The organism is Bradyrhizobium sp. USDA 4452, from assembly GCF_054063575.1.
Genome location: NZ_JBSSGK010000001.1, coordinates 2686777 through 2704501, shown reverse-complemented (window position 1 = coordinate 2704501; position 17725 = coordinate 2686777). Strand labels below are relative to the sequence as shown.

At 66.0% G+C, this 17725-nt stretch carries 20 protein-coding genes; 7 read left to right on the top strand and 13 right to left on the bottom strand.

The window, feature by feature from the left end:
- Positions 1-121: 121 nt before the first annotated feature.
- Both ACVISU_RS12985 and ACVISU_RS12980 read right to left on the bottom strand, forming a co-directional pair.
- Positions 122-1153: a YcjF family protein gene (locus ACVISU_RS12985; protein WP_456707196.1), complete on the bottom strand. Its 1032-nt coding sequence runs from the start codon at positions 1151-1153 to the stop codon at positions 122-124.
- Positions 1150-2613: a YcjX family protein gene (locus ACVISU_RS12980; RefSeq protein ID WP_456707195.1), complete on the bottom strand. Its 1464-nt coding sequence runs from the start codon at positions 2611-2613 to the stop codon at positions 1150-1152. The genes ACVISU_RS12985 and ACVISU_RS12980 overlap by 4 nt, the downstream gene beginning before the upstream one ends.
- 177 nt (positions 2614-2790) lie before the next feature.
- Between ACVISU_RS12980 and trhA the strand changes: the two genes are divergently transcribed.
- A complete protein-coding gene (gene trhA, locus ACVISU_RS12975; RefSeq protein WP_050404121.1) occupies positions 2791-3486 on the top strand; it encodes a PAQR family membrane homeostasis protein TrhA in 696 nt (231 codons plus the stop codon).
- 255 nt (positions 3487-3741) lie between these two features.
- Positions 3742-4536 carry an SDR family oxidoreductase gene (locus ACVISU_RS12970; RefSeq protein WP_456707194.1) on the top strand — a complete coding sequence of 265 codons (795 nt, stop codon included), beginning with the start codon at positions 3742-3744 and terminating at the stop codon, positions 4534-4536.
- Positions 4537-4646: 110 nt separating this feature from the next.
- On the opposite strand, the gene mdlC is transcribed toward ACVISU_RS12970, so the two are convergent.
- From mdlC to ACVISU_RS12950, 4 genes are all read right to left on the bottom strand, one after another.
- Positions 4647-6275: a benzoylformate decarboxylase gene (mdlC, locus tag ACVISU_RS12965; protein ID WP_456707193.1), complete on the bottom strand. Its 1629-nt coding sequence runs from the start codon at positions 6273-6275 to the stop codon at positions 4647-4649.
- A 145-nt stretch (positions 6276-6420) separates the two neighbouring features.
- Positions 6421-6573 (bottom strand): hypothetical protein, encoded by a 153-nt coding sequence (locus tag ACVISU_RS12960; RefSeq protein WP_456707192.1) that lies wholly within the window; start codon positions 6571-6573, stop codon positions 6421-6423.
- A gap of 13 nt (positions 6574-6586) precedes the next feature.
- The gene (locus ACVISU_RS12955) at positions 6587-6970 is read right to left on the bottom strand and encodes a tautomerase family protein (RefSeq protein ID WP_050404124.1); all 384 of its coding nucleotides are present in this window, start codon (positions 6968-6970) and stop codon (positions 6587-6589) included.
- A gap of 112 nt (positions 6971-7082) precedes the next feature.
- A complete protein-coding gene (locus ACVISU_RS12950) occupies positions 7083-7568 on the bottom strand; it encodes a winged helix-turn-helix transcriptional regulator (RefSeq protein WP_456707191.1) in 486 nt (161 codons plus the stop codon).
- 134 nt (positions 7569-7702) lie between these two features.
- On the opposite strand from ACVISU_RS12950, the gene ACVISU_RS12945 reads away from it, so the two are divergent.
- The 4 genes from ACVISU_RS12945 to ACVISU_RS12930 are packed head-to-tail and all read left to right on the top strand — an operon-like array spanning position 7703 to position 10712.
- Complete coding sequence (locus ACVISU_RS12945) at positions 7703-8308, top strand: VOC family protein (protein ID WP_456707190.1); 606 nt, start codon at positions 7703-7705, stop codon at positions 8306-8308.
- 56 nt (positions 8309-8364) lie between these two features.
- A complete protein-coding gene (locus ACVISU_RS12940; protein WP_456707189.1) occupies positions 8365-9015 on the top strand; it encodes an isochorismatase family cysteine hydrolase in 651 nt (216 codons plus the stop codon).
- Positions 9012-10382, top strand: coding sequence for an epoxide hydrolase family protein (locus ACVISU_RS12935; RefSeq protein ID WP_456707188.1), 1371 nt, complete (start codon positions 9012-9014; stop codon positions 10380-10382). Before ACVISU_RS12940 ends, ACVISU_RS12935 begins: the two co-directional genes overlap by 4 nt.
- A 36-nt stretch (positions 10383-10418) precedes the next feature.
- Positions 10419-10712: a putative quinol monooxygenase gene (locus ACVISU_RS12930; protein ID WP_456707187.1), complete on the top strand. Its 294-nt coding sequence runs from the start codon at positions 10419-10421 to the stop codon at positions 10710-10712.
- Between the two features lie 18 nt (positions 10713-10730).
- Here ACVISU_RS12930 and ACVISU_RS12925 read toward each other — a convergent pair whose 3' ends face one another.
- The 5 genes from ACVISU_RS12925 to ACVISU_RS12905 all read right to left on the bottom strand — a co-directional run bounded on the left by ACVISU_RS12925 (position 10731) and on the right by ACVISU_RS12905 (position 15308).
- Positions 10731-10922 (bottom strand): hypothetical protein, encoded by a 192-nt coding sequence (locus ACVISU_RS12925; RefSeq protein ID WP_456707186.1) that lies wholly within the window; start codon positions 10920-10922, stop codon positions 10731-10733.
- A gap of 66 nt (positions 10923-10988) precedes the next feature.
- Positions 10989-12041: a histidinol-phosphate transaminase gene (gene hisC / locus ACVISU_RS12920; protein WP_456707185.1), complete on the bottom strand. Its 1053-nt coding sequence runs from the start codon at positions 12039-12041 to the stop codon at positions 10989-10991.
- 103 nt (positions 12042-12144) lie between these two features.
- Positions 12145-12999: an FAS1-like dehydratase domain-containing protein gene (locus ACVISU_RS12915; RefSeq protein WP_456707184.1), complete on the bottom strand. Its 855-nt coding sequence runs from the start codon at positions 12997-12999 to the stop codon at positions 12145-12147.
- A 27-nt stretch (positions 13000-13026) separates the two neighbouring features.
- Positions 13027-14127 (bottom strand): CaiB/BaiF CoA transferase family protein, encoded by a 1101-nt coding sequence (locus tag ACVISU_RS12910; RefSeq protein WP_456707183.1) that lies wholly within the window; start codon positions 14125-14127, stop codon positions 13027-13029.
- 11 nt (positions 14128-14138) lie between these two features.
- Positions 14139-15308, bottom strand: a complete 1170-nt coding sequence (locus ACVISU_RS12905; RefSeq protein ID WP_050404133.1) for an acyl-CoA dehydrogenase family protein — start codon at positions 15306-15308, stop codon at positions 14139-14141.
- A 122-nt stretch (positions 15309-15430) separates the two neighbouring features.
- Here ACVISU_RS12905 and ACVISU_RS12900 point away from each other — a divergent pair, with 122 nt between their 5' ends.
- A complete protein-coding gene (locus ACVISU_RS12900) occupies positions 15431-16354 on the top strand; it encodes a LysR family transcriptional regulator (RefSeq protein ID WP_456707182.1) in 924 nt (307 codons plus the stop codon).
- Between the two features lie 133 nt (positions 16355-16487).
- Here ACVISU_RS12900 and ACVISU_RS12895 read toward each other — a convergent pair whose 3' ends face one another.
- Together ACVISU_RS12895 and ACVISU_RS12890 are read right to left on the bottom strand one after the other, a co-directional pair.
- On the bottom strand, positions 16488-17081 hold the full coding sequence (locus ACVISU_RS12895) for a thiamine pyrophosphate-dependent enzyme (protein WP_456707181.1): 594 nt from the start codon (positions 17079-17081) through the stop codon (positions 16488-16490).
- Positions 17081-17641, bottom strand: a complete 561-nt coding sequence (locus ACVISU_RS12890) for a phosphonopyruvate decarboxylase (protein ID WP_456707180.1) — start codon at positions 17639-17641, stop codon at positions 17081-17083. The genes ACVISU_RS12895 and ACVISU_RS12890 overlap by 1 nt, the downstream gene beginning before the upstream one ends.
- Between the last annotated feature and the right edge of the window lie 84 nt (positions 17642-17725).

Genomic DNA, 17725 nt, shown 5'->3' with positions numbered 1-17725 from the left:
GCGGTGCTTGCGGAAAGAAACTCCTCACCCAAGCGGGTTCTTGACGAGCAGCTGAGCTGCCCTCTCCCACAAGGGGAGAGGGCGCAGTAATGGGCACCGCTTTGGGCAGGAAAAAGAAGAACTATTCCTCTTCCTCGCGCTTGCGGATCAGGTCCTTCGCGAGATCGGTCAGCGCGGGGCGCGGCAAAGCACTGAAGGGAAGCGGGCGGGTGACGTCGATTGCCGCGAGGCCGAGGCGGGCGGTCAAGAGGCCGTTGAGCATGCCTTCGCCGAGCCGCTGCGAGAGTTTTGCCGCGATGCCGTGGCCGAGCATCTGCTGGATCAGGCTGTCGCTCGCGGCCATGCCGCCGGTGATGGCGAGATGCGCGATGACGTGGCGCAGCAAGCGGATCATGCCGAGTGCGCCGGGCCGGCCGCCATAGAGCCGCGCCAGCTGGCGGATCATCCGCAGGCTCGCCACGAACACGAACAGCACGTCGAACAGCGCGCGCGGGCTGACCGCGGTGACGACGGAGACGCGCTGCGCGGCTGATGACACCAGCCGCCGCGCCTCCTCGTCGAGCGGCGTCATCAATTCGCGTTCGGCGAGGCGGATCATGTCGGCGCCGTCGATGATGTCGTCGGTGTGGCTCTGCAGCGTGCTGCGGGCGCGGGCGAGTTGCGGGGTCTGGTGCGCGAGCTTGAGCAGGTCGGCAACGATCGCGCGGCTCGTGGCGCGGTCGTCGCTGATCAGCACCTCGGCGGCGCGCAGATGCAGCTTCTCGATGGTCGCAAGCCGCGCCAGGCCGACCAGCTCGCGCATGGTGACGACCGCGAGCGCCACCGTGGCGATCACGGCGAGCCCCAATCCGAGCACGCCGAGGCCCTCGTTGCGCGCGAATAGATCCTCGACCAGGTTGATGACGCCGAGCCCGCTGCCGAGCACCACAAGGCCCGCGACCGCGCTCCAGAACAGCGTGCCCCAGCGGAAGCCACGGCGCGCCGGCAGCATCGGCGTATCGACCGGCACCGGGAGCTGCGCGGGCTCGGCTTCGGGCACGATCTGGATCGTGCCGCGGGAGAGGCGGCCGGCCTCGTCCGGATCCATCACGACCACGCCGGGATCGTCGAGCTTGAACGTCGCCGGCCGCCGCGGGGGCGTCTTCTCGTTCATTGCAGCTTGTCTCCGATCAGGAACTGGAGGGCGCGGTCAAGGCGAATGTGAGGCAGCGCCGGCTCCGCATCGCCACTTCGTTCCAGCTTCGGCGGCCGGAAACGCAGGAAACGAAAGTCGGCGGTATCCGCGCCGGCACTCGAGAGGCCGCGGAATCCGCCGTTGAACAGCTCCTCCGGATTGTCGGGCAGGTCACCGGGAAAGGTCGCGACCTCGGTCTCGCCGTCAAGCGTCTCGCCATTGGCAACTTCGCCCTCAGCCGGCGTGCCGAGGATCGACGGCAGCCGGTCGCGGCCGCGTGCGACCTGCGCCTCGCGCGTGGCGCGCACCGCGGCGAGCGCCACGACGTCGATGCCGGCGCCGGCATATTCGGCGCGCTCGGTGGCCCTGGCCACGATCCGCCGCAGCACGGATTCCAGCCGGTCATGGCTCTGGTGGTGCAGATGGTCGGCCTTGGTCGCCGCGAACAGGATGCGGTCGATGCGCGGCCGGAACAGCGCGCTCAGGATCGTGCTGCGGCCGATCCGGAAGCAGTCGAGGATGCCGGCCAGCGCCGCCTCGAGATCGTGCAGCGCCTCGGGACCGGCATTGAATGCGGCGAGCGCATCGGCCAGCACGATCTGGCGATCGAGCCGCGCAAAATGATCGCGGAAGAACGGACGCACCACGACATCCTTGTAGGCCTCGTACCGCCGCCGCATCATCGCCCACAGCGAGCCGTCGGGCGCGCTGCCGTCCGCCGGCACGTCGAGCGGCGCAAAGGTCAACGCCGGCGTATCGGCGAGATTGCCCGGCATCAGGAAACGGCCGGGCGGTAGCAAGCTCATCGCGAAGCGCTCGTCGCGGCAGGCGCGCAGATAGTCGGTGAACAATCTGGCTTCGGTGCGTGCGGCCTGCTCGTCCTCCTTGGCCTCGGGCTGCAGCGTTGCCAGATGGGCGTGCCAGGGTGCCGCGAGCTTGGCGCGCAGCGGCTCGCGCGACAATGCGAGGCTTTCCGCGGACCATTGCTCATAGCTCTTGTTGAGCAGCGGCAGGTCGAGCAGCCACTCGCCGGGATAGTCGACGATGTCGAGCGTCAGCGTGCGGTCCGCGCTATTTTGCCGCTGATACTCGATCACCAGGCGAAGCTCGGAGATGTCGGTGGTCGAGCTCGGCCAGCTCCGCTCCTCGATCAGGGTGCGGACATGGTTCTCGTAGGCGAAGCGCGGCACCGCATCGTCGGGCTGCGGGGCGAGATAGCCGCGCGCGATCCGCCCGGAGCTATAGGCCTCGAACACCGGGAAGCGGCCGCCGCGGGTCAGGCCATGCACCAGCGCGGTGATGAACACGGTCTTGCCGGCGCGCGACAGGCCGGTGACGCCGAGCCGCACCGTCGGGTTGAAGAAACCCTCGCCATAGTCGAGCAGCGCCCGCGCCGAGAGACGCGCTTCCTCGACGATATCTGCGAAGCTGGGGGGCATGGAGGGTTAACGGAAACCCGGCAAAGGGGGCCAAAAGGGTGGGCGATCACCCGCAAGGTGGCGATTATCCAGGCAAAATCAAGCTTCACATTTCCGGCGCCTTTGCGGGCGAGGGATTGAACGCTGGGCCGCGCTCGCAGTACCCATATTCATCGCCGCACAGGAAAGCGTTACGGCATGACGGTCTTCCGCCTGAAGCAACTTGCCTCGAACTCGATCCACGCAGCCGGCGCCGCGCTGTGGAACTATGACCGCGCCGAGCTGATCGCCGACGGCGTCGTTCATCTCATCGGCGTCGCCTTCGGGCTGGTTGCCGCCACCGCGCTGATCGTGCTGACCGCGGTCTATGCCGGCCCGTTCGACGTTGCCGTGGTCTCGGTCTATGTCGCGGGCCTGCTCGCGATGCTGACGCTGTCGGCGACCTACAATCTCTGGCCGGTGTCGCGCGCCAAATGGGTGCTGCGGCGCTTCGACCATTCCGCGATCTATCTCTTGATCGCCGCGACCTATACGCCGTTCATCGTGGAACTGAAGGACAGCTATTTCGCGCTCGCGCTGCTCGTCGGCGTGTGGTGCGTCGCGATCGTCGGCATCTGGCTGAAGCTGCGCTACCCCGGCCGGTTCGACCGGCTGTCGATTGGGCTCTATCTCGCGATGGGCTGGAGTGGCATCATGCTCTACGACCGCGTCGTGAAGGCGCTGCCGGCGATGGCGCTCGGCTTTGTGCTGGCGGGCGGCATTCTCTACAGCTTCGGGGTGATCTTCCACTCCTGGCGGCGGCTGCGTTTCCAGAATGCGATCTGGCACGGCTTCGTGCTGCTCGGCGCCGCCTGCCACTATACGGCGGTATTCGACGTCGTGCTGACGAGCTGAAGTTCTCGCCATCTGCAGCGGATGAGCTATCATGCTTCGTGATAGCGCATTCAGCCCTCTCACCGTCGCCCCCGCGCAACGGCGAAGCCGTTGTCGCTGGAGGAGCCGCGCAGGGGCGTCTCGAAGGGTCGACGGCCACCAGCCGGGCCGTGCATCCTTCGAGACGCGCTCCGCGCTCCTCAGGATGACGGATGTAGGGGGCGAGGTGAGCAAAGTGAACGACAGTGTGCAAGCAAAGGTATCGGGAGGACAGCCATGCAGGTGGCAGGTAAAGTCGTGGTGGTCACCGGCGGTGGCAATGGCATCGGCAAGGCGCTGTGCGAGGCGTTCCATGCCGGGGGCGCATCCAAGGTCGTGGTGGTCGACCTCGATCATGCGGCGGCCGAGAAGGTCGCGGCCTCGGTGGGTGGCGCCGCGTTCAAATGCGATGTCGGACAGGAGAAGAACATCCTGCATGTGATCGACGAGACCGAGCGCATGTTCGGCCCGATCGCGCTGTTCTGCTCCAACGCCGGCATTGGCGGCGGCTTCGACCCGCTGTCGAAAAATGCCGGTGGCACCTCGGACGAGCCGTGGTCGCGAAGCTGGGCGATCCATGTGATGGCGCATGTCTATGCCGCGCGGCATCTGGTGCCGCGTATGAAGGCGCGCGGCGGCGGTTATTTCCTCAACACGATCTCGGCCGCGGGCCTGCTGTCGCAGGTCGGCAGCCCGGCCTATTCGACCACCAAGCACGCAGCAGTGGGCTTTGCCGAAAACCTCGCGATCTCGCACCGCGCCGACAACATCAAGGTCTCGATCCTCTGCCCGCAGGGCGTCGACACCAACATGCTGCGCTCGATCCCGAAGGGCCCGCAATCCGGCGACGGCGATCTCACGGCGGAGCAGGTCGCGCAGGACGCGCTCAAGGGTATCGAGCAGGAGACCTTCCTGATCCTGCCGCACCCGCAAGTGCTCGGCTACATGCGCAAGAAGGCCGAGAACTACGACCGCTGGATCGGCGGCATGGCCAAGATCCAGGCCAAGATGCGGGAGAGTTACGGGAAGTGAGACCGGTAGCCCGGATGGAGCGAAGCGCAATCCGGGGCCGAACGTCGTTGCGAGAATCCCAGATTACGCTGCGCTCCATCCGGGCTACGAGACCCCCGTAGGATCCCCGCTCAATTCTTCTGCGTGTAGAGCAGCGGCACCGCGGAATCCACCATCACCTCGATCAGGCTGGCGCCCCGATGCGACAGCGCGCGCTGGTAGGCGGCGGGAAGATCGGCCGACTTCGTCACCCGCATTGCGTCGCAGCCCATGCCTTCGGCGAGCTTGACGAAATCGATGCCAGGCAAATCGAGGCCCGGCACGTTGCGGACCTGCATGACCTGACTGAACGAACGCATCGCGCCATAGCCGGAATTGTTCATCACGACGACCGTCAGCGGCAGCTTGCGCTGTGCGGCGGTCCACAGCGCCTGGATCGAATACATCGCCGAGCCGTCGCCGATCAGGCAGACCGTGCGCCCTTTGCTGCGGCCGAGCGCCATGCCGACCGCCGCCGGCAGGCTGTAGCCGAGGCCGCCGCTCGCCATGGTGTAAAAACTGTCCTGGCCGCGCATCGGCATCGCCTTCTGCATCAGCGGGCGATGCGACGGCACCTCCTCGACCAGTGCGTCGTAGGGTCCCATCGCGGCCGAAAGTGCATGCAGCGCATATTCGGCGGGGATCGGGTCGCCGGCCGCGGGCGCCGGCGGCAGCACGCGGCCCGCGGGCGCGGAGCGCTTGGTCTCCGGCAGCATATCGAGCAGCGCCGTCAGCGCCGGCTTCATGGTCGCGACGATGCTGTGGCCGGTCGGCGTCATCGCGGCCGCATCGGGATCGTCGGTGATCTGGAAGATCGCCGTTGTGCCGTCGAAGATCGCGGCATGGCCCTCGACATGGAAGGTGAAGACCGGCGCGCCGACCACCAAGACGAGATCGTGCTCGCGCAGCGCGTCGGACAGCTGGCCAGGTGCGGCATGCAGGAAGCCGGCAAATTGCGGATGGCGCTCAGGGAACGAGCAGCGCGCCGAGAACGGGCTGGCCCAGACCGCGGCTTTCGTCTTCTCGGCGACCTTGACCATAAGGTCGACGGCTTCGGCACGATCGACGGCGGGACCGACGACGAGGCCAGGGCGCCTGGCCGCGCCCAGCGCGGTCGCCAGCGCCTGCATCGCCGACAGATCGGGGCCGACCTCGCGGCTGACCTGGCGCGCCTCGAGCGGCTGCGTCGCATGCGCCCAGTCGTCGATCGGCACCGAGACGAAGGTCGGCCCGCAGGGCGGCTGCATCGCGATGTAATAAGCGCGCGCGATCGCCGCCGGCACGTCCTCGGCGCGCGCCGGCTCGACGGCGAACTTGACGTAAGGCCGCGGAAACTCCGAGGCACGCTCGGCATAGAGGAAGGCCTGCAGCGGCATGATCGAGCGCGCCTGCTGGCCGGCGGTGATCACGAGCGGGGTCTGGTTGCGATAGGCGTTGTAGATGTTGCCGAGCGCGTTGCCGACGCCGGCCGCCGAATGCAGGTTGACGAAACCGGCATTGCGCGTCGCCAGCGCATAGCCGTCGGCCATGCCGACGACGGAGGCTTCCTGCAGGCCGAGCACGTAATCGATGTCGTCGGGCCAGTCGCTCAGGAACGGCAGCTCTGTCGAACCGGGATTGCCGAACACCTTTTTGATGCCCCAGGCGCGCAGGAGGCCGAAGGTAGCGTCCTTGACGGTGACGGTCTTGCCTTTGCTGGCCTCGGGTTTACGGGATGACATCAGGCGGTTCCCATTCCTGTCTTGTTACGTTCCGTCATTGCGTGTCGCAAAAGCGGAAAGGCAATCCACCTCTCGATGGATTGCCTGACGATGTCAAGCCGCAGTCCCCATAGTTGCCGCAGCAACGGCCGAAAGTTGCGGTCTGCTAGTTGGATTTTTGCAGCGCGGCGGTCTGCTTGTCGAAATCCTGCTGGAGCCCGGTCACATAGCTGGTGTTTTCGCCTCTGCGTGCTGGCAATGCCGATCGCAAGCGGCGGGCGGCAAGCCGCCAGTCAAGGCGGCCGTCCGTCCGGCGCATGCCTGTTCCGCGTTCAGCTGGCGTATTGCGCGATGCCGTTGCCGAACGACCAGTTTTCCTTGGCGACCTCGACCAGGTTGATGAAGATATCGTCTGGACGTCCCTGCAGCTGGCTCTGGAAATCGTCGACGATCCGCTTGTAGAACGCCTTCTTCATCTCGACGGTACGCCCGGCATTCAGCGTGATCTGGATCAAGACGAGATCGTCGCTGTAATTGTTGCCGAGATAGTTGTCGGCGTAGTTGAGGTCGCCGCGATCGTGCTCGGTGATGACCTGAAACTTGTCGTTCTCGGGCACGTTGATCACCTCGCGCATCGCCTTGTAGACGATCTCGCCGAGCGTCTTGCGATATTCGGCGGACTTGCCGCGCTTCAGGTCGATACGAACGAATGGCATGGTGGTCTCCTGTGCTATGCGGGGCTCGGCCGGATCGGCCCGGTGTGATCGAGACGCTGCGACGATGCGAAGGCTCTCGCGTCGTCCGCTCGCGCCGGCGGCGTCGGGGAATTCAGCGGGTTGCCTTGAAGGCCTCCCATCGGGCATCGCGCTCGCGTTGATATTTTGGCGTCCGCTCGCCCACCATGTCGGCGCGACGGACCGGCTCGCCGCAGGACTCGCAGACCGGACCGAGCCCGGCCGGCTTGCCGCAGACGAGATGGGTGTAGTTCATTGCCCGGCCTTCGCGCGGTGACTTGCACCAGGTCTCGCCCCAGGCGCGCAGCGCCATCATCACCGGAAAGAACGCTTCGCCCTTCTCGGTGAGGTGATATTCGTGGCGCAGCGGACGCTTGTTGTAGACGCGCCGCGTCACCAGCCCGTCCGCTTCCAGCGTCTTCAGGCGCGCGGTGATCATTTGCGGCGTGCCACCGGTCTGCGCCTGAATCTCCTCGAAGCGATGATTTCGCGCGAACAATTCGCGCAGAACGAGTACGGTCCAACGGTCGCCCACGACGGCTTCGGCGCGCGCGACAGGGCACAGCGTTTGGTCAGTCATGTTGCCCTTCATTCTGCTCATCACGTTTACTTCATCAGGCTTGTTACTATGATTTTCATAGCAATATGGCGCGGCATCGTCGCAAATGCAATGGGCCGTTGATGGCCCGGTCTGTCATCACCAGGGAGCTAGCCATGACCACCGAACAGGCGCCGACAGCGGCCAAAGTCGATTTGAAGCTCGAAGTCGTCGTCATTCCGGTCTCGGATGTCGACCGCGCCAAGCGCTTTTACCAGGACCTGGGCTGGCGCCTTGATGCCGACTTCGTCAGACCTGACGGTTCGCGCGCCCTGCAGCTGACGCCGCCAGGCTCGCCGACCTCGATCCATCTCGGCTCGGGACCCGCGCTGCCGCGCTTCCTCATCGTCAACGATATCGAAGCGGCGCGCACCGAGCTGATCGCGCGCGGCGCCGATGTCAGCGAGGTGTTTCACCGCGGCGCGGAAGGTCGCATCAAGGGCCCGGACCCGGAACGTCCGAGCTACGGGTCGCTCGCCACGTTCAACGATCCCGACGGCAACGTCTGGCTGCTGCAGCAGGTGACGCAACGCCTGCCCGGGCGGGTCGACGGCAACAGCACGAATTTCTCCTCCGCGGCCGATCTCGCCGCTGCGTTGCGCCGCGCGGCAGCAGCCCATGGCGAACACGAGAAACGGACCGGCGGCCACGATGCGAACTGGCCCGATTGGTACGCCGAGTACATCGTCCGCGAACAAGCCGGCAAGCCGCTGCCCGAGTGAACGGAGCGCGTCGTTGAAGCAAATCCAACCGCTGCCTGATGGCCAAGGAGTGATCGATGTCCCAGATCATCTATCCACGCGAGCGAACCGCGCTGCTTCTCGTCGATCCCTACAATGATTTCCTCTCCGAGGGCGGCTTGGTGTTTCCGCGCATCAAGCCGATCGCCGACGAGGTCGGGCTACTCGACAATCTGCGCCGGCTCGACGGCGCGGTCCGGGGCGCCGGGATCCAGGTGGTGATCGTCCCGCACCGCCGCTGGGAGCTGGGCGACTATGCGGATTGGGATCATCCCAATCCGACCCAGCGCTTGATCATGCAGCGCCATAGCTTTGCGCGCGGCGAATGGGGCGGCGATTGGCATCCGGACTTTGCCCCCAAGCCCGGCGACCTGATCGCCGGGGAGCATTGGGGGCAGAGTGGGTTCGCCAACACCAATCTCGATTTCCTGCTCAAGCAGAAAGGCATCACGCACGTGATCGTGGTCGGGCTGCTGGCCAACACCTGCATCGAATCGACCGCGCGCTTCGCGATGGAGCTCGGCTACCACGTGACGCTGGTGCGCGATGCCACCGCCGCTTTCTCGCACGACATGATGCACGCCGCTCATGAGCTGAATGGCCCGACCTACGCCCATTCCATCCTGACAACCACGGAGGTGATCGCGGCGTTGCCGGCGGCCTCTCGTTCCAAGGAGACAGTCAAATGACTGCGACATCGAAGACACCGGCTGCAATCGCAACAGGCCAATCGACCCAGGGAGCCATCGACCGGACCCGGCGCAGGCTGTTGACGGGCGCGGCGCTGGGCCTGGCTGCTGTCGCAGGTGCCGCCAGCCTGTTCCCCTCGCATCCCGTCGGGGCGGCGGAGAATGATGCGATCCGCCCGTTCCGCGTCGACATTCCCGAGGAGGACCTCGCCGACCTTCGCCGCCGTCTGGCCGCGACCCGATGGTCCGACAAGGAGACCGTCAATGACGACTCCCAGGGCGTTCCGCAGGCGATGCTGCGAGATCTCGTCCGCTACTGGCAGACCGACTACGACTGGCGGAAGGTCGAGGCGCGGCTCAACGCGCTGCCGCAATTCATCACCGAAATCGACGGACTGGACATCCATTTCATTCACGTACGTTCCAAGCATGACAACGCGTTGCCCCTGATCGTCACGCATGGCTGGCCGGGTTCGGTCATCGAGCAGATGAAGATCATCGACCCCCTGACCGATCCCACCGCACACGGCGGCAGCGCGTCGGATGCGTTCCATCTCGTGATCCCGTCGATGCCGGGCTACGGCTTCTCCGGCAAACCGACCACGGTCGGCTGGGATCCCCAGCGCATCGCGCGGGCCTGGGTTCAGTTGATGAAGCGGCTCGGCTACAGCAAGTTCGTGGCGCAGGGCGGCGATTGGGGATCGCCGGTCTCCAATGAGATGGCCAAGCTGGGTGCGCCGGAGTTGCTCGGCATCCACGTCAACCTGCCTGGCGTCGTTCCGCCCGAGGTCTTCAAGGCGGTGAGCACCGGCGGCCCTGCGCCGGACAACATGTCCACGGAGGAGCAGCACGCCTTCGACCAGCTCAAGCTTCAATTCGCGAAGCGACGCGCCTACGCGCAGATCATGGGCACGCGCCCGCAGTCGCTCGCGGCCTTTGCGGATTCGCCTGCCGGCCTCGCTGCCTGGCTGCTCGATCACGGCGACCGCTATGCGCAGCCGGCCTCCGCAATGCAATCAGCCGTGCTCGGGCGCGACGTCAACGGGCATTCCGCCGGCGCACTGACCCGCGATGACGTGCTCGACAACATCACACTCTACTGGCTGACCAACACGGCGATCTCGTCGGGCCGCCTGTACTGGGAGAACAAGACCAACTTCTATCTGCCCGCCAATGTCACGGTCCCGGCTGCCGTGACCGCGTTTCCCGGCGAGAGCTTCGTGGCGCCGAGGAGCTGGGCGGAAAAGGCCTACCACAAGCTGATCTACTTCCATCAGGCCGAAGCCGGCGGTCACTTCGCCGCGTGGGAGCAGCCGGACATCTTCAGTCGAGAGGTTCGGGACGCGTTTCGGCCGCTGCGCAGCTGATCTGAACATTCAATGGAACCGAAAGGAGTATTCATCATGCCGAAGCTCGCACTCATCGCCAACGTCGAGGTCGCGCCGGAAAAGAGGGATCAGGTGCTGGCGCTGCTGTCGGCGCATGGCGCCCGGTCGCTCAGCGATGAACCGGGCACGCTGCACTTCGAGATACTGGTGCCGCGCGAAGACGCCGCGAAGCTCCTGATCTACGAGGTCTACCAGGATGACGCCGCGTTCGAGGCCCATCGCAACGCGCGCTCGATCGCGCAGTTCCGCGAGGAGTCCGCAGGGCTCGGTATCAAGATATCGGCGACGCGGTGCACGCCCGCGGCGTAAGCTCGGTCGCGAGCAGCGTCACGCCTGGTTGAGGCTAGCGCCGCGATCCGACAGCAGCTTCTCGGCCTTCGGCGTCAGCTCGTATAGATCGCCGTCCTTGGCGACGTAGCCCTCCTTGATCAGCCGGTCGACTTCACCCTGCACGTCGTCGGCAAAGGCAATGGATTGCGCGATGTCGCAGAGAACCGCGACCTGTTCGTCTCTAAGCATGGCGTCCTCCGTCACGGCGGGGAACGCGCTGGCCGGCGTTCGGTTCCAGTAGCAGCCGAAACTGGATCACACCATCTGACGCAACAAGCCGATCAGGCGGCCGCATTCATCGTCGGTGCCGACCGTGATGCGCAGGAAATCCTCGATCCGTGGTTTCTGGAAATGCCGCACCAGGACGCCGCGCTCGCGCAGTTTCGCGGCGAGATCGGCGCCGCGGTGGCCGGGATGGCGGGCGAACACGAAATTCGCCGACGACGGCAGCACGTCGAAGCCGAGCTCCGTGAGGCCGCGGGCGAGCGCCTCACGGCTGCTGATGATGCGTTGCCGGGTCTCTTCAAACCACGCATCGTCCCCGATCGCGGCGACGGCGCCGGCGATCGCAAAGCAATCCAGCGGATAGGAGTTGAAGCTGTCCTTGACGCGCTCCAAGGCCTCGATCAACGGGCGCTGGCCGATGGCGAAACCGACGCGCAGTCCCGCCAGCGCGCGCGACTTGGACAGCGTCTGGATGACGAGCAGATTGTCGTGGCGCGCGACCAGCGGCACGGCGCTCTCGGCGCCGAAATCGACATAGGCCTCGTCGACCACCACGAGACGGTCGGGCTGTTCGGTCGCCAGCGCCTCGATCGCGGCCCGCGGCAGCGCGATGCCGGTCGGCGCGTTCGGATTGCACAGCAGGATGGCGCTGCCAGGCCGCCGATAGTCGGCAAGGTTGATCCGCATCGCGGCATCGAGCGGAATCGTCTCGTAGCCGACGTCATAGAGGCGGCAATAGACCGGGTAGAAGCTGTAGGTGATGTCGGGGAACAGCAGCGGCGCGTCATGCTTCAGCAGCGCCGGAAAGGCGTGCGCCAGCACCTCGTCCGAGCCGTTGCCGACGAACACCTCGTCTGCCGTGACGCCGTAGCGCGTCGCGATCGCCTCGCGCAGGGCGGTCGCGCGCGGGTCCGGATAGAGCCGCAGCCGATCCGTGGCCGCGGTGATCGCCGCCACCGCGCGCGGCGACGGCGGGTAGGGGTTCTCGTTGGTGTTGAGCTTGATCAGGCCGCCGATCTTCGGCTGCTCGCCGGGCACGTAGGGCGACAGATTGTGGACGACCGAACTCCAGAAGCGACTCATGATCCCGTGATCCGTGGCTGAATGCGATCACAATAGGGAATACGAGGCGTTGATGAAAGCGCCTCGTATTCCCGTCGCATCTTGATGTGAGGCGCGCGCGCGACTACCAGGTCGCTGTGCCCTTCATGGTCGGCTGGCCCTCGGCATTCGCGGTCCACAGCTCCATGCCGCCGTCCTTGTCGTTGGCATTGATCGAGAACTCGCTGCCCTCGAACAGCGGCTGCACACCGCGATAGCTGAGCTTCTTCGGCGGCTTGCCGCCGCGGAGCTTCGCGGCGAGCTCGACGATGAACGAGGCCTGCAGCGGGCCGTGGAAGATCAGGCCCGGATAGCCCTCGACCTTGGTGACGTAGTCGCGATCGTAGTGGATGCGGTGGCCGTTGAAGGTCAGCGCCGAGTAGCGAAACAGCAGCACAGGATCGGAAACGTGGCTCTCGCGATGCTGCGCGGCCGGGGCAGGCGGCGGCGCCTTGGCAGGCGCTGCGGCTTGCGTGCTCGTCATCTCGCGATAGACGATGTCCTGCCGCTCACGGATCGCAAGCCCGCGCGAGGTCGTGACCTCGTGATTGACCGAGACGAAGCACAGCGTGCCGGTCGAGCCCGATTTCACGGTGACGTCCGCAATCTTCGAGGTTCGCCTGGCGTCATCGCCGATGCGCAACGCGTCGAAGAATTCCAGCTCGCCGCCGGCCCACATCCGGCGCGGCAGCGGCACCGGCGGCAGGAAGCCGCCACGGGTCGGATGGCCGTCGGGACCAAGCTGCGACATCGGAAACACGGGCTGCGCCAGGCACCAATGCGTGGTCCAAGGTGCGGCATCGCCGGCCTTCGGCTCGCCGATCTCCTGGAACAGCGTCGCGCGCAGCCCCATCACGAGATACTTGGTGACGACGTCGGAGGATTCGGTGGTCTTGCCGATCCACTGGCGGAGATGATCGAGGTCGAGTTTGTCGGTCATGTCTGTGTTGCCCGGGCAGGAGGGATCTCAGGAACGTTTGATGCGCTCGCCGATCGCGGGCACCTTGCCGTAGTGCCTGTTCTCGCCGACCACGATCGCAGCCGGTGCCGGATAGCTCACCTTGCCGTTCGGCGTGTCGACCTCGATGCGGCGCAGATGCGGATGCCTGGCGAGGTCGTCCATGCTGTTGACCTCGGCGAAGGCGATGTCGGCCTCGGCGAGCTTGGCCAGCAATTCCTCGCGCGTCAGTCTGCTGAAACTGTCGCTGACGATGCCGTCGGTCAGCGCGCGGTTGCGCACGCGCTCCACCATGTTGGCGAAGCGCGGATCGTCGGGCAGGCCGGGCTGGCCCAGCACCTTGGCGCATAGCGTCTTCCACTCGCGCTCGCTCTGGATCGAGATCAGGATCTCCTTGCCGTCCCTGGAGCGGAACACGCCATAGGGCGCGATCGAGGGATGGGCGAGGCCGATGCGTTTGGGCGACTTGCCGTCCTCGGCGTTGAGCAGCGGCACCGTGAGCCAGTCGGCCATCACGTCGAACATCGAGATCCGGATGTCGGCTCCCTCTCCGGTGCGGCCGCGGCCGATCAGCGCTTCGAGGATCGCGGCGTGCGCGGTGGCACCGGTCGCGACATCGACGATCGACATGCCGACGCGCGAGGCGCCCTCGGGGCCGCCGGTGATCGAGGCCAGCCCGCTCTCGGCCTGGATCAGGAGGTCATAGGCCTTGCGGTCGGCGTACGGACCGGTGTCGCCATAGCCGGTGATGGTGCACATGACCAGCTTCGGGTAGTCTTTGCGCAGCCGCTCGCGCGAGAAGCCGAGCTTGTCCATCGAGCCCGGCTTGAGATTCTGCAGCAGCACGTCGGCGCCCGCGATCAGCTGCTCGAGCTGCGCGCGGCCTTCCTTGGTCGCGAGGTCGACCACGGCGGAATCCTTGCCGCGGTTGAGCCAGACGAAATAGCTGCTCTGGCCCTTCGCCGCGGCGTCGTAGCCGCGGGCGAAATCGCCTTCGGGGCGCTCGATCTTGATGACATGAGCGCCGGCGTCGGCGAGGCGTGACGAGCAGAACGGCGCGGCGACTGCCTGTTCGACGGCGATGACGGTCAGTCCCTCAAGCGGCAGCATGATCTGGCAACTCAGTAGGAGCGGGGCATGCCGAGCACGTGCTCGGCGACGAAGGACAGGATCAGGTTGGTCGAGATCGGCGCCACCTGGTAGAGCCGCGTCTCGCGGAACTTGCGCTCGACGTCGTACTCCTCGGCGAAGCCGAAGCCGCCATGGGTCTGCACGCAGGCATTGGCCGCTTCCCAGGAGGCATCGGCCGCCAGCATCTTGGCCATGTTGGCCTCGGCGCCGCAGTCGAGGCCGGCTTCGTATTTGCGGGTGGCTTCCTTCACCATCAATTCGGCCGCGCGCATCGAGGCGTAGGCTTTCGCGATCGGGAACTGGATGCCTTGGTTCTGCCCGATCGGCCGGCCGAACACGCTGCGCTCCTTGGCGTAGTCGGTCGCCTTTTGGATGAACCACTTGGCGTCGCCGACGCATTCGGCCGCGATCAGGATGCGTTCGGCATTCATGCCGGACAGGATGTAGCGGAAACCCTTGCCTTCCTCGCCGATCAAATTCTCCGCCGGCACCTTCATGTCGGTGAAGAACACTTCTGTCGTGGCGTGGTTCATCATGGTGCGGATCGGGCGGATCTCCAGCCCCTTGCCCTTCACCTCGCGCATGTCGACGATGAACACCGAGAGGCCGTCGGTGCGCTTTTTCGACTGCTCCTTCGGGGTGGTGCGTGCGAGCAGCACCATCAGGTCGGAATATTCGGCGCGGCTGGTCCAGATCTTCTGGCCGTTGACGACGTAGTGGTCGCCCTCGCGGCGTGCGAAGGTCTTCAGCGACGATGTATCGGTGCCGCTGGTCGGCTCGGTGACGCCGAACGCCTGCAATCGCAATTCGCCGGTCGCGACCTTCGGCAGGTACTTCGCCTTCTGCGCATCGTTGCCGTGCCGCAGCACGGTGCCCATCGTGTACATCTGGGCGTGGCAGCCGCCGCCGTTACAGCCCGCGCGCTGGATCTCTTCCAGGATCGCCGCCGCGGCCGACAGCTTCAGGCCCGCGCCGCCATACTCCTCGGGGATCAGCACCGAGAGATAGCCGGCTTCCGTCAGCGCATCGACGAACTCCTTCGGATAGGCCATCTGGCGGTCGAGCTTGCGCCAGTATTCGCCGGGAAACTGCGCGCAGAGCTTTGCGACGGCGTCGCGGATGTCGGAATGGTCGTCCGTGTGTTGTTCGTGTGCGGTCATTGGTTCTTCTTGTCGCGAGGTTACGCAGACGCCGGGTGAAGCGCCCGCTGTTGTGGGACCCCGGTAAACTCCCTATGCTGTTTTGTTATAGCGTATGAACCTGCCTTCCAGGATTGGCAAGTATGGATTTCCGCCAGCTTAGGACCTTTGCGTGCGTCGCGGAACTCGGGAGTCTGAGCAAGGCATCGGATACCTTGCGGGTGGCGCAGCCGGCGCTGAGCCGGCAGATCAAGCTGCTGGAGCACGAGCTGCGCACCGAATTGTTCACGCGCAACGGCCGCGGCATGGTGCTGACCGATGCCGGCCGGATGCTGCTGGCGCGCACCGGCGGTATCGTGCGGCAGATCGACCAGATCCGCGACGACATCCAGTCCGCCGGCGGCGCGCCGTCCGGGCGCGTCGTGCTCGGGCTGGTGCCGACGGTGAGCTGCGTGATCTCGGCGCGGCTGGCGCGGCGCACGGTGGAGCGCTATCCCGGCATCTCGCTCTGCATCGTCGAAAGCTACAGCGGTCATCTGATCGAATGGCTGCATCGCGGCGAGATGGACCTTGCGGTGATCTACGGCCCGTCGGTCGATCTGCATCTGGCGGTGCAGAGCCTTGGCCGCGACTCGATCGTCGCGGTCGGCCCGCGCGGCAGCGGGCTGAAGCAGAAGAAGCAGGTCGACATCGGCTGGCTGCTGCGCCAGCGCCTGGTGCTTCCAAGTCATTCGCACGGGCTCCGCGCCATGATCGAGCACGCGGCGGCGAAGAAGAAGGTCACGCTCGACGTCAAGCTCGAGGCGGATTCGTTCCGGGTGCTGACCAGTCTGGTCGAGGAGGGGCTCGGATACACCATGCTGCCGCCGTCCTCGGTGCGCGGCGAGGTCGCCGATGGCCGGCTCGAGACCGCGCCGATCGCCCGTCCCGCGCCGCGGCGCGAGCTGACGCTGGCCTCGCCGGTCGAGCATCCCGGCTCCAATGCGATCACGCTGATCGCCAAATTGCTGCGCGAGGAGGTCGCCGCGTGCCGCGCCGAGGGGCTCTGGGATATCCAGCTCGCCTGAGCGCGCTGGCGGCGTAGCCCTATCATCGTCATTGCGAGGAGCGACAGCGACGAAGCAATCCATGCCTCCGCGCATGCCGCGCGATGGATTGCTTCGCTTCGCTCGCAATGACGGCGGTGCGTGCATTGTGATCTCAGCGCACCTGGAAACCGAGATGGCCGCGGAAGCGATTCTTGAGATACGTACCGTCGCGCGGCGGCAGCGCGCGCTCGACTTCGCCGGCCGCGATACGGATGCGCGCCAGCCGCGGGCCGCCAGCGAGATCGCGCAAGCTTTTGCGGAAGCGATCGATGCCGGCCATGTCGGCGATATCGGATACATGGCCGATGCCGGCGCCGCTTGCGATCACCTCCAGCTTCGCCCCGAGGCCGGAATGGCTGAGCTGCATCCCGGTCTCGCCGAAATGGCCGTTGTCGAGCACCGCGATCGAGAGATTGCCGGGCTGCTTGGTGGCGATGGTGAGGAGGCTGCCGATCCCCATCAGCTGCTCGCCGTCGCCGGTGACGACCAGAACCGGCCGCTTCGGCTGCGCCAGCGCGAGCCCGAGACCGACCATCGCGGCGCCACCCATCGCGCCCCAGAGATAGAAATTGCCGGGATGCTCGCCGGCATCGAACACATCGTAAGACGAGGAGCCAAGCCCGGAGATCACGAGTAGATCGCCGCGGTCGGCGAGCAGCGCCTTCACGGCGGCGCGGCGATCGAGCGTGCCTGTTGATGCCGACATCAATGCGTCTCCTTCGTCCACTTCTTGCGGCCGATCATCCGCTGCGAGATCAGCACCGCGACCTGCTGGTCGCCGTCAAAGGCGAGCAAGGCGGCCGCCGAGATCACCTCCTCGGCGTCATCGGGATGGTCGAGCCGCAGCACGGTGGTGCCCATGATCTCGAACGCCTGCGGCGTCGCGCGGCCCATCGGGATCTGCCAGGGATTGAACTCGGCCCATTCGCCGCGCATCGTCACCAATGTCAGCAGCGGGAAGCGGCAGCTCGCCATCAGTGAGAGCATATTGATGCAATTGCCGACGCCGCTCGATTGCATCAGCAGCACCGCGCGGTCGCCGCCGAGCCAGGCGCCGGCCGACAGCGCGACGCCTTCTTCCTCGGTCGTCAGCACCGTGGTCTTGATGTCGGCATCGGCATGCGACAGCTTGATCAGCTTCGAGTGTCCGGCGTCGGGGACGTAGGACACCTGCGCGACGCCAAAATTCTTCAGCGTGCGGTAGATCGCAACCGGCCAGTCGGTGCTGGTCGCGCTGTCCTGGTGAACGGCAATCTGGTCCATCATGGCCTCGGCTCGGGCCGCACATTGGCGCGTCCTCGCCGAAGCCTTTACCGCGCGGGCAGCCTTACTTCCCTTCGCATCTGGCTC